Source organism: Rhodococcoides fascians A44A (assembly GCF_000760735.1).
Classification (GTDB): Bacteria; Actinomycetota; Actinomycetes; order Mycobacteriales; family Mycobacteriaceae; genus Rhodococcoides; species Rhodococcoides fascians_E.
Genome location: NZ_JMEX01000005.1, coordinates 642,606 through 654,130 on the forward strand (window position 1 = coordinate 642,606; position 11,525 = coordinate 654,130).

10 protein-coding genes and 1 riboswitch are annotated in these 11,525 nt (G+C 66.4%); of the genes, 2 read left to right on the forward strand and 8 right to left on the reverse strand.

Going from position 1 to position 11,525, the window contains the following annotated elements:
* Positions 1-11: 11 nt before the first annotated feature.
* From BH95_RS06800 to mqo, 7 genes are all read right to left on the reverse strand, one after another.
* Positions 12-1,676 carry a DUF7800 domain-containing protein gene (locus BH95_RS06800; RefSeq protein ID WP_244164842.1) on the reverse strand — a complete coding sequence of 555 codons (1,665 nt, stop codon included), beginning with the start codon at positions 1,674-1,676 and terminating at the stop codon, positions 12-14.
* 46 nt (positions 1,677-1,722) lie between these two features.
* Entirely contained in the window at positions 1,723-2,085 is a 363-nt protein-coding gene (locus BH95_RS06805) for a cobalamin biosynthesis protein (protein WP_019664211.1), read from the reverse strand.
* Positions 2,082-3,515: a cobyrinate a,c-diamide synthase gene (locus BH95_RS06810; RefSeq protein ID WP_208601145.1), complete on the reverse strand. Its 1,434-nt coding sequence runs from the start codon at positions 3,513-3,515 to the stop codon at positions 2,082-2,084. The genes BH95_RS06805 and BH95_RS06810 overlap by 4 nt, the downstream gene beginning before the upstream one ends.
* Positions 3,509-4,129, reverse strand: a complete 621-nt coding sequence (gene cobO, locus BH95_RS06815) for a cob(I)yrinic acid a,c-diamide adenosyltransferase (RefSeq protein WP_019664213.1) — start codon at positions 4,127-4,129, stop codon at positions 3,509-3,511. Before cobO ends, BH95_RS06810 begins: the two co-directional genes overlap by 7 nt.
* Positions 4,130-4,142: 13 nt before the next feature.
* Complete coding sequence (locus BH95_RS06820; RefSeq protein WP_037181447.1) at positions 4,143-6,068, reverse strand: magnesium chelatase subunit D family protein; 1,926 nt, start codon at positions 6,066-6,068, stop codon at positions 4,143-4,145.
* 44 nt (positions 6,069-6,112) lie between these two features.
* Positions 6,113-6,262, reverse strand: a riboswitch (adenosylcobalamin (AdoCbl) riboswitch).
* Positions 6,263-6,273: 11 nt separating this feature from the next.
* Entirely contained in the window at positions 6,274-6,750 is a 477-nt protein-coding gene (locus BH95_RS06825) for a GNAT family N-acetyltransferase (RefSeq protein WP_019664215.1), read from the reverse strand.
* A gap of 12 nt (positions 6,751-6,762) precedes the next feature.
* Entirely contained in the window at positions 6,763-8,274 is a 1,512-nt protein-coding gene (gene mqo, locus BH95_RS06830; protein WP_033189594.1) for a malate dehydrogenase (quinone), read from the reverse strand.
* 179 nt (positions 8,275-8,453) lie between these two features.
* Between mqo and BH95_RS06835 the strand changes: the two genes are divergently transcribed.
* Positions 8,454-9,494: an alpha/beta hydrolase gene (locus BH95_RS06835; protein WP_037181450.1), complete on the forward strand. Its 1,041-nt coding sequence runs from the start codon at positions 8,454-8,456 to the stop codon at positions 9,492-9,494.
* Positions 9,491-10,879 (forward strand): mycothione reductase, encoded by a 1,389-nt coding sequence (mtr, locus tag BH95_RS06840; protein WP_037181453.1) that lies wholly within the window; start codon positions 9,491-9,493, stop codon positions 10,877-10,879. The genes BH95_RS06835 and mtr overlap by 4 nt, the downstream gene beginning before the upstream one ends.
* A 9-nt stretch (positions 10,880-10,888) precedes the next feature.
* On the opposite strand, the gene BH95_RS06845 is transcribed toward mtr, so the two are convergent.
* Positions 10,889-11,455, reverse strand: a complete 567-nt coding sequence (locus tag BH95_RS06845; RefSeq protein WP_019664219.1) for an alpha/beta fold hydrolase — start codon at positions 11,453-11,455, stop codon at positions 10,889-10,891.
* Positions 11,456-11,525: the final 70 nt, after the last annotated feature.

Genomic DNA, 11,525 nt, shown 5'->3' on the forward strand with positions numbered 1-11,525 from the left:
ACAAATCTATGTCAGGGAGTCAACGTCATTTTTCGAGTGGTGGTCAGGGTCTGTCGGCCGACGGGATCGACGTGCGCATGCTCGACGCTCACCCGCGCCGTCTCCCCCTCGGTCGTGAGAAGCATGACGCCGTTGTCGAACCACGGCCCGGCCTCGGCTTCCCAACTCACGTCGGGCGGCGGCACCTTGGCTCCCCGTGCGAGCGAAGCCAGTACCCGCGCGGCCGGACGTTTGATCGCCAGCCGGTTCACGGCACGAATCGGTAAGTTCAGCGGGTTGCGGAACGGCGACATCGTCAACTGGTACGTCGCCGGAACGTCGCCTCCCACCCCGAACTCGGCTCGCGCGACGTACGAGCAGTGCACGTCGCCGGAAAGCCACATGATGCTGGCGGGTGCGTCGTCGCTTCTGGAGATCTCGCGCACCAGCGTCGCCATGTCCAGGAACGACTTTCCGAACGCGGCCCAGTGCTCGAGATCCAGGTCGATTCGGAGCTTCTCCCCTACTCGCGCCGCGAGCTTGCCCCAGCTCCCCTGTGCCACAGCCTCGTTCCACTGTTCGAGATGATGCAGTGCGGGCAGCATCAGATACGGCAGTGACGAGCCGAAGAGCAGGTGCCGCGGAGACTTCTCGAGCGCTCGTTCCCTGACCCACGCCCACTCGACGTCGTCGACCATCGCGCGCCGGCTCGGATCGAGGTCACGCGAGCACCGGGAGTCGATCATGATCAACCGAGTGTCACCGAAGTCCCGGTAGAAACTCCACCGGCCGGTCTCGGGCACCTCGTCGACTCGCAGCGAGAACTCGGAGAGCAGGCGTTCACGATCCTCGTCGGTCGCAGCGGCCTTCACCTGTGCGTACAGCTCGTCCCGACCGAGCTCGTCGGGCGAGAGATTACCGAGGTGCTGATACACCCAGTACGACGAGAACGCACCCACGACACGGTCCTTCCACCAGGGCCTGGTCTCGATGTCGGCGCGCCACGACGCCGACGAGTTCCAATCGTCACGCAGGTCGTGATCGTCGAGAATCATGCACGACGGCACGCTCGCGAGCAGCGTCCTGACCGGCTCGACTCCCCACGACTCGTGGTAGAGCCACGAGTACTCCTCGAAGTCGCAGATCTCGTCGGCCGCGTCGGTGTCGCGGGCACTCGCCGGACCGTCGCCCGCGGCTCGTCGAGCGCGCAACCTCTCGATGATCTCCGGCGACGGGTCGTCGGCGTAGACCTGGTCGCCGAGCAGGAGCAGCGCCTGCGGCCACTCCTCCGGTCCCTGCCCGGCCATGCGGGTGCCGAGGCCCGCGAGCGCATCCGCGCCGATTCGCTGTAGGGATTCGTCGCTGTAATTGTCTCCGCGCCTGCAGGATCCGAACGCGAAGGTCACCGGACCGTGCCGGTCGATGGTATGAATCGCCGCGGTTGCACCCGGTTCGGGCCAGACGACGCGGCCGTCGAACGTCGAGTCGTAGGTGATGGCGGTGTCGGCAGGCAGATCGGTGAGCGCGACGAGCGCGTAATGGTGACCGTGAACGCCCCACGTCGAAGCCTCACCGTGCACACCGGTGTCGGTGGTCACTCGGACGGTCCCCGGCCGGTCGAACTCGAACCAGAACGTTGCATCGTGCGCACCGACATAGCGGACGAGAGGACCGAGTACGAGCGGTGAAGACGTCATCGTCACCACGATGCCCTGAGTCCGCTCGACGCGCCACTGTGGCCGGTCACAGCAGCGCTGCAGCGACCGTCACACCGCGGGCACTCGTCTTCGCGAGTACGAGGCGTCCTTCGGTTGCGCGCAGCGCCGCCGCCTCCGCGACACTGGGCGTTCCGGTGGCGGCCCGCGTCCGAGCGGACGGTTCGGTGACCGTCACCGCCGCAAGTTCCTCCGCGGACCACAGGTGCAGCGTCACACCGAGGGACTCGGCGACGGGAAGCATCTGAGCGTCCTTCGACTCCAGCGTGGACAACGCCACGATCGTGAACGTCGTCGGTACGACGTCACGCAGGACGGCGAGGCAATCCGCCACCGACGCCGTCGACGTCGCTCCGATACCCACGACCACGTGCGTGGCCGCCGGCGTCACGCGCCCGCTCTGGTCTCGTGGGAACGCGCGGAGGCGAACGTCGCGCAGGCACCGACGAAACGACGGACCGACTCCGGGCTGCCCGCCGGGTGCGTGTGCAGGTACGACGCGTGTACACCGCCGCGCACGAATCCTTCCTGCACGAACGCCCGCTCCGCTGCCACGCTGGGGTTCCGCCACCCCCACGCGGAGTGCAGGTCGGTCGAGGGCGCCTGATCCACGAGCCTGGTCCGATGGAACTCGTGCCCGCTCACTCGTTGCCCGGCGTCGAACAAAACGGACGTCTCCAGCGCCACCGCATCGCGATAACCGAGAGTGAGCGACGTGCCGAAGCGTGCTTCGATGTCGAGCACTCCGGCCATCGAGTGCCCGTCGAGTTCGCGCGCCAGGTACAGGAGCCCGGCGCATTCCGCGTGGATCGGAATGCCGCGGTCTGCTGCGGCGCGGACGTCGGCGAGCAACGCGGTGTTCGACGCCAGCTGTTCGGCGTGCTCCTCCGGAAAGCCTCCGGGGACGACGACTCCGGATGTGCCGTCGGGCAGCCCGTCCGTCAGTGGGTCGAACACCGCGACATCGGCTCCCGACGCTCGGAGAAGTTCGATGTGTTCGGCGTACCCGAAGGTGAAGGCGGGCCCTCCCGCCATCGCCACCACGGGACGGGTCTCGTAATGCCTGCCCACCTCGCCCGCGGGGTCCCACGGTCGATCCTGCACCGCCGAGCGGGCCAGTGCGACGATCGCGGCGATGTCCACGTGTGCGGTGACGAGGTCGGACATCGCATCCACGGCCGCCCGTGCCCGGCCTCCGTGCTCCAGCGCGGTGATCAGTCCGAGGTGCCGGGACGGCACGGCCAGTTCCGCCATCCGGGGCAGCGACCCGAGAACCGGCACGCCGACACGTTCGCACGCTTGACGGAGCACCTCCTCGTGGCGAGGACTTCCCACTCGGTTCAGGATCACGCCGCCGATGCGAACGGACGTGTCGAACGTCGAGAACCCGTGCAGCACAGCGGCCAGACTCTGACTGTGGCCTCGTGCGTCGACGACCAGTACGACCGGCGCACCGAGCATGGCTGCAACGGCGGCCGTGGAGCCCTCGGCTGTGGCGGCGCCACCACCGGACATGTCGATCTTGCCGTCGAACAGGCCCATGACGCCTTCGACGACGGCGATGTCGCAGCCCGCGCTTCCGTGTCGATACAGCGGACCTATCCGCTCGGCGCCGACCATGACCGCGTCGAGATTGCGGCCCGGGAGCCCGGTCGCGAGTGCATGATAGCCGGGGTCGATGTAATCGGGGCCGACCTTGAACGGGGCGACACGACGCCCGGCACCACGCAGCGCACCCATCAAACCCGTTGCCACCGTAGTCTTTCCGCTCCCGGATGCCGGGGCGGCGATGACGACGGCGGGAACGGAGGTGGTCACCATTCGATTCCGCGTTGGCCCTTGCGGCCCGCGTCCATCGGATGTTTGATCTTCGCCATTTCGGTGACCAGATCGGCCGCGTCGATCAGCGCTGCAGGTGCATCGCGGCCGGTGATGACGACATGCTGATTACCCGGCCGACTCCGAAGCACGTCGACGACCTCGTCGACGTCGACCCATCCCCACTTCAACGGATACGTGAATTCGTCCAGGACGTAGAACCGGTGCGTCTGCTCCGAGAGTCGCCGCGCGATCTCCGCCCACCCGTCGGCAGCGGCTGCAGCGTGGTCCACCTCGGACCCCTTCTTTCGGGTCCAGGACCAACCTTCGCCCATCTTGTGCCATTCGACAGCGCCGCCGACACCCGAAGATTCGTGGAGTTCGCCGAGCATCGTGAAGGTCGCTTCCTCACCGACCTTCCATTTGGCGCTCTTGACGAACTGGAACACACCCACGTCGAAACCCTGATTCCACGCGCGTAACGCCATCCCGAACGCAGCGGTCGACTTCCCCTTGCCCGGCCCGGTGTGCACGGCCAGTACCGGTTGATTGCGACGCTGCCGGGTGGTCAATCCGTCCTGCGGTACCGATCCCGGAAGCGGAACTCCCTGAGGCATGCTTCTCGCCTTCCTACGCGGCCGCGCGTACGACGGCGGCGACGCGCTCGGCCGACAGATCGGCCAGACGGACGTACCCGCCCTGCAGGTGGCGGGCGAACTCGGCGGCCAATCCGAGCCGAACCATCCCCGACTCGCAATCGACGACGACGGAACCGATGTGATCACCCGCGATGCGGGATGCCGCTGTGCGCGCGCGACCCACCGGATCCGGTCCGCCCGTCGCGCGCCCATCGGTCATCGCCACCACGAGGGCACGGCGCAGCGGGTCGCGAACCTTCTCACGCAGAACGACGTCGCGCGCCGTGACGAATCCCTGAGCAAGCGGTGACCTGCCGCCGGTCTTCATTCTTCGCAGTCGTGTGGCGGCGACGTCGACGCTCGACGTCGGAGGCAGCACCAACTCGGCGTCCCGACCGCGAACAGTGATGACCGCGACCTTGTCTCGTCGCTGGTACGCGTCACGCAGCAACGACAGAACTGCACCGGTCACCGCGGAGAGACGATCCCGTGCCGCCATGGAACCGGATGCATCGACGACGAAGACTATGAGGTTGCCTTCGCGGCCCTCACGCACCGCACCCCGAAGGTCGGACGGCTGCAACACGAATCGGCCGGACTGTCGACCTCGCGCGACCTGAGACTCCGCGGCAGCGAACAATGTCCCCACCAGGTGTAGTCCCTTGCCCGGCTCCGTCGTCGACCGCACGACGCGTCCCTGCGGGGAGCGCGCCCTGGACCTGCGACCCGGGGCTCCCTCCCCGACGCCGGGAACCTCGATCGATCGCGCACGAAACTTCTCGCCGGGTGTTGCGGCGTCTCGCTCACTCGCCTGTTTCTCGGGGGCGTCGGGCTCGTCCGTCGACGACGTGCCGGTCTGTGGCCCGGGATCGGGCTGCGGTTCGCCGCCACCGTCGTCTCCGCCCCCGTCGTCTCCGCCACCGTCTCCACCTCCGTCGTCGTCGGGTCCTGGATCCGACTCGGCGGAGGACTCCGCCTGCTCGGCGGCATCCCGCATCGCGTCGTCGAGGGCCGACTCGTCGATACCCGGTTCGTCGAAGGGATCTCGCCGACGCCGGTGCGGCAGTGCGAGTTCCGCGGCGACCCGGACATCGGATTCGTCGACGGCGTCGGCGCCGCGCCAGGCGGCGTGCGCCGTGGCCGTGCGAGCCACGACCAGGTCGGCTCGCATACCGTCGACGTCGAAAGCGGCACAGAGAGCGGCGATTCGGCGCAGCTCGGTGTCGTCGAGCACCACATCGGCCAGCGCCATGCGTGCGTCCACGATCTTCCGTGCAATCTCCGCGTCGGAGTCGGCGTACTCGGCCGCGAAGTCCTCGGGACTCTGTTCGTAGTTCAGGCGGCGCCTCACCACGTTCATCCGGGTGTCGACATCGCGGGACGCGGTGACCTCGACCGCCAGCCCGAATCGGTCCAGCAGCTGAGGACGAAGCTCTCCCTCTTCCGGGTTCATGGTCCCGACGAGCACGAACTGCGCTGGGTGCGAATGAGATACACCGTCACGCTCGATGTGCACGCGGCCCATCGCGGCCGCGTCGAGCAGGACGTCGACGAGGTGGTCGTGCAGCAGATTGACCTCGTCGACGTAGAGCACTCCACGGTGCGCCGCCGCCAGCAGACCCGGCTGAAACGCGCGTTCACCGTCACGTAGCACTTTTTCGAGATCGAGCGAGCCCACCACTCGATCCTCGGTTGCGCCGACGGGCAGCTCGACGAGCCGTGCAGGCCTGGTGACGCCCTCGTCGTCGACGGCAGGCAGCAGCGCTGCCAATGCCCGGACGACGGTGGATTTGGCGGTCCCCTTCTCGCCGCGCACCAACACACCACCGATGCCGGGGTGGACTGCGCAGAGGATCAGGGACAACCGCAGCTGCTCCTGACCGACGATCGCACTGAACGGATAGCCGGGCTGCTGCACGAGAGAACTCCTTCGTCCCGGCGGACTCCGCGCCGGAGAGGTGACGAGCCCGCCGATCCGGCGGGCGTACTGCGAAGTTGTGCGGTGATCTGACTTCGGTGCTTCGGCCCCTCGGGACCGAAGCACCTACACAGTGGCGGGACCGTGCCTGATTCACACAGGACTTCCCCGCATCAACTCCCTGGTCGTCGAACGACCGGTCCGATTACGCCTCGCTCCATGGAGTTCCGCCCCCACGACGCATGGGGGTGTGCGGAATTCCGTCCTCGAGCACTTCCTCCCCGTCGGGCAGGAATCCGTGCTTGGCGTACATGTCGACGAGGTAGCTCTGTGCATTGATGCGGCACGGTGCCGAACCCACCTCGGCGAGCGCTGCGCGCAGGATGCGAGTGGTGTGGCCCTGCCCGCGCGCAGACCGCTGTGTGCAGAGCCGACCGATGCGGAACGCTTTCTCGCCGTCGTCGTGCTCTTCCAGCAGGCGCAACGTGCAGACGACCTCGCCGTCTCGTTCCAGCCAGAAGTGCCGGGTCTCGGAGAGGAGGTCTCGACCGTCGAGCTCAGGGTAAGCGCACGCCTGCTCGACGACGAACACCTCGACACGCAACTTCAACAGGTCGTACAACGTCTTGTTGGACAGGTCCAGAGCCCAGGAACGCTTCAGGGCAGCAGCTTGCGTAGTCATCAGCTCTTGCTATCACACGCCGCTGGGCTGTGCGACCTGGGTGGTCTGCCCGAGTTCGAGGCGAGCCGACGTCCAATCGAAGACCTCGCGGAACAACGCCCGGTCCTCGGCGAGCTTCTTGCCGAGCGAGGGCACCATCTCCTTCAGCTTCGGCTGCCAACCGTCGTAGCGGTCACCGAAGCAGCGCTGCAGCACGTCGAGCATCGCCGGCACCGCGGTGGACGCACCCGGCGACGCGCCGAGCAGACCCGCGATGGAGCCGTCGGCCGCGTTGATGACAGCCGTTCCGAACTCGAGCACTCCGCCGCGACCCTTCTTGCGAATCACCTGCACACGCTGACCGGCCGTGACGAGCTCCCAGTCCTTACCGACGACCTGGGGCGCGAACTCACGCAGGGTCTCGACGCGATCGGCTGCCGACTGCGCGAGCTCGCCGACGAGGTACTTCACCAAACCGAGCTCGGTCACACCGACGCCGAGCATGGACATCAGGTTTCCCGGCTTGACCGAGCTGGGGAGATCCGTGAACTTGCCCTGCTTCAGGAACTTCGGCGACCACCCTGCGTACGGGCCGAAGAGGAGTCCGGGCTTACCCCCGATGACGCGTGTGTCTAGGTGCGGCACCGACATCGGCGGCGCACCGACGGACGCTTTGCCGTACACCTTCGCCGAGTGCTGGGCGATTAGGTCCGGGTTGGTGCAGCGCAGCCATTCGCCGCTGACGGGGAACCCACCGAAGCCCTTGATCTCGCTGATCCCGGACTTCTGCAACAGATGCAGAGCACCGCCGCCTGCTCCGACGAAGACGAACTTGGCGTTGACGGTCTTCTTCTCACCGGTCCGCAGGTTCGCGATCTTCACGTTCCACGTGCCGTCGGACTGCTTGGTGATGTTGGTGACGTCGGTGCCGAAGTGGACGGTGCCCCCGGACCCGGAGATGTAGTTGAGCAACTGACGGGTCAGCGCGCCGAAGTCGACGTCGGTGCCCTCGTCGCTCCAGTTCAGAGCGACAGGGTCGGAGAAATCGCGGCCCCCGCCCATCAGTGGCAGCCGCCGGGTGAACTCGTCCGGACTGTCGATGTACTCCATGCCCTCGAACAGCGGGTTCGACGCCAGTGCGTCGTACCGAGCGCGGAGGTACTTCACGTTCGACTCGCCGTGGACGAAGCTGACGTGAGGAATGGGGTTGATGAAGTTCTTCGGGTCGCTCAGCACGCCGGATTCGATGCTGTGCGCCCAGAACTGACGCGACACCTGGAACTGTTCGTTGACGTTCAGCGCCTTGGCGATGTCGACGGAACCGTCTTTGTTCTGCGGGGTGTAGTTCAGCTCACACAGAGCGGAGTGGCCGGTGCCGGCGTTGTTCCACGCGTCGCTGCTCTCGGCAGCGGCCGCGTCGAGTCGCTCGTACACGTCCAGCGACCACTCGGGTTCGAGCTGCTTCAGCAAAGCCCCGAGGGTGGCGCTCATGATTCCGGCGCCGACGAGAACCACGTCGGTCTTGACCTGCTGTTCTTTTGACACTGGAGAATCGACTTCCTTGTCCGTGAGTTCTCGCTCGGCGACTGACTGCTTCGACTGTTCAACTTTTCGGTGGCGGTTACGTTACCCGTCCGTACGTACCCGATTCGACGCGCCTGAAAAGCCCTGCTCCGATTGTGCTCCTCGTACGCCGCCCGACGCTCCTACTACAGTTGTGATCTGTGACTACCTGGGTGCCCGATGTCCTCGGCGACGGCTACGAACAGACCACCATCACGCTCGGCGACGACCCCGACGGCGAGGGGACGGTCGAAGCGACCCTCGTGCGGTATCAACCGTCGCGGACGGATTCTGCTCGTTGCGCGGTGATCTACGTGCACGGGTACACCGACTACTTCTTCCAGCAACACCTCGCCGAGCATTTCGCGGCCAAAGGATTTGCGTTCTACGCGCTCGACCTGCGTAAATGCGGACGTTCCTTGCGCGAGGGACAGACGCCGCACTTCGTGACCGACCTCGAGATGTACGACGCCGAACTCACCGAAGCTCTGTCTCTGGTTCGCCAGGACACCGGAGGCGGGTCGGTACTACTGACCGCACACTCCACCGGAGGACTGATCCTTCCGCTGTGGCTGGACAGGCTCAATCGCAGGAGCGGCGGGACAGCCGCGCAGGGAATCGACGGAGTCGTGCTCAACAGCCCGTGGTTCGACCTACAGGGACCGTCTGCGATCAGAAGCGTCGGAACGACCGCGATCGACGTCATCGGCCGGGTGAAGGCGAAGACCCCCGTGCCGGGCACCGGCCTCGACACCTACGGCGTGTCGCTCGCCGCGTCGGAGCAGGGCGAATGGGAGTACAACCTCGACTGGAAGCCGCTGGCCGGGTTCCCCGTCACGTTCGGCTGGATCCGAGCGATCCGGCACGGACACGCGACACTGCACCGCGGCCTCGACATCGGCGTTCCGTCGCTGATTCTCCGCTCCAAGGTCACGCACTTCTCGCGGAAGTACAGCTCGCAGACCGACGCGGCCGACGCCGTTCTCGACGTGCGTCAGATCGCACGGTGGGCCGGATGCCTCGGCGACCGGACCACCATCGTTCCCATCGAGGGGGCTCGTCACGACGTCTTTCTGTCCAAGGAGACGCCCCGGAAGCAGGCGTTCGACGAGATGAACGAGTGGATCGACTGGCTGTACCGCAGCGCCCACATAGACCGCGAATCCGGACAGAACCACAGCGAGATCGGAACCATTCGATGACCACACCCGAGCACTTCGACATTGCGATCATCGGATCGGGGTCGGGAAACTCCATTGCCGACGAACGCTTCGCCGACCTGAAAGTCGCGTTGTTCGAGGAGCATTCGCCGTTCGGGGGCACCTGCCTCAACGTCGGGTGCATTCCCACCAAGATGTTCGTGTACGCCTCCGAGGTCGCACAGACCATCCGTGATTCCTCGCGTTACGGCATCGATGCGTCGATCGACAAGGTGCGCTGGCCGGACATCGTCGACCGCGTGTTCGGCCGCATCGACCCCATCGCCGCCGGAGGCAAGGACTACCGCGAGAAAGGCAGCCCCAACGTCACCCTGTTCAGCAGTCACGCCACGTTCGTCGGTCCCCGCACGATCGACACCGGAACCGGCTCGGTCATCACGGCCGATCAGGTCGTCGTCGCCGCCGGGTCCCGTCCGGTGATTCCCGACGCGGTCGCCGAGTCCGGCGTCCGCTACTACACCAACAGCGACGTCATGCGGCTCCCCGAGCTCCCCGAGCACCTCGTCATCCTCGGATCCGGCTACATCGCAGCCGAATTCGCTCATGTCTTCGGCGCACTCGGTTCGAAGGTGTCGATCGTGGCCCGCAAGAACGCCTTGCTGCGCGGGCTGGACGTCGACGTGTCCACCCGATTCACCGAGCTGGCGCAGCGAAGCTGGGACGTCCACCTGGACTCGGGCGAGGTGTCCGCAGTCTCGGACGGCGAGCGCGTCGGCCTCGAGCTGAAGGACGGAACCCGTGTGCTGGGCGACGTCCTGCTCGTCGCCGTCGGGCGTGAGCCCAACGGCGATCGACTGGGCGCGGAGGCAGGAGGCATCGAGCTCGACGACGAAGGACGGATCGTCGTCGACGAATTCGGCCGCACCACCGCAGACGGCGTGTTCGCCCTCGGCGACGTGTCGTCGGAGTACCAGCTCAAGCACGTCGCGAACCACGAAGCCCGAGTCGTTCAGCACAACCTCCTGCAGCACGAGTGGAACGACACCTCGTCGCTGCGTGCCTTCGACCACCGATTCGTCCCCGCCGCGGTGTTCACGCACCCTCAGATCGCCGAGGTCGGGCTCACCGAGGAGCAGGCGCGCGACGAAGGGTTCGACATCGCCGTCAAGATTCAGGACTACGGCGACGTCGCATACGGCTGGGCGATGGAGGATCGCGACGGATTCTGCAAGATCGTCGCAGAGAAGAAGACGGGTCGAATTCTCGGCGCCCACGTCATCGGTGCCCAGGCTCCGACGGTGATCCAACCACTCATCCAGGCCATGAGTTTCGGCACCACCGTCTCCGACATGGCACGAGGCCAGTACTGGATCCACCCGGGCCTGCCCGAGGTGGTCGAGAACGCGCTCCTCGGCCTGGACATCTGATTCGTTAGGTCACCAGGGGCTGGTGCGCAGCACGATCTCCGTGGCGAGCTCGGCCGACGCGGCCGAGGGAATGTTGTCCACACCGTCGAGTCGGACGACACGGAAATCGCCGTAGACGAGGCGGCCACTGGCGTCGGCCCCCGGCGCCTTGGTCGACCTGCCGATCACGAGTGTCGTCGGGATCTCCACGGCCGGGCAGTCGGCTGCGCGCACGGTTCCGTTCTCGTCGGCGATGGCGGGGTGGGTTCGGTCGCACACCACCAGTGACGTGAACTTTCCGAACGTGCGTGCTGCGAGGCCCCAGGCCAGCTCCGCGCCCACTCCGCTGCCGACGAGGTGCACCCAGGGCAACCCGAGTTCGGTCAGCAACTCGAGCACTCCATCGTGGTCGAGCCCGTCGATGTCCTCCACCGCAACGGTTTTGAGGTCCGAGTTGTGCAGCCGCTCGGCTACGCCGTCGTACACATCGGGGGCATCGCCTGCGTCGGGGAGCAGCAGCACGACGTGCCGCGATTCCGGACCGGCGATGCGCAGGGTGCAGCTCCCGCCGCGGGCTGCAACGTGCTTGTGATCCATGGGATACGACGCTACTGCACCCCGATGCCGCCGATCCACAACGGACCACTTTGCTCCTCGCTGTTGCGTT

Bases quoted from the DNA above. Each gene is read 5' to 3' on its own strand.
- BH95_RS06825 (WP_019664215.1), bottom strand. From the start codon at position 6,750: ATGACTACGCAAGCTGCTGCCCTGAAGCGTTCCTGGGCTCTGGACCTG.
- BH95_RS06810 (WP_208601145.1), bottom strand. From the start codon at position 3,515: ATGGTGACCACCTCCGTTCCCGCCGTCGTCATCGCCGCCCCGGCATCC.
- mtr (WP_037181453.1), top strand. From the start codon at position 9,491: ATGACCACACCCGAGCACTTCGACATTGCGATCATCGGATCGGGGTCG.
- BH95_RS06800 (WP_244164842.1), bottom strand. From the start codon at position 1,676: ATGACGTCTTCACCGCTCGTACTCGGTCCTCTCGTCCGCTATGTCGGT.
- cobO (WP_019664213.1), bottom strand. From the start codon at position 4,129: ATGCCTCAGGGAGTTCCGCTTCCGGGATCGGTACCGCAGGACGGATTG.
- BH95_RS06845 (WP_019664219.1), bottom strand. From the start codon at position 11,455: ATGGATCACAAGCACGTTGCAGCCCGCGGCGGGAGCTGCACCCTGCGC.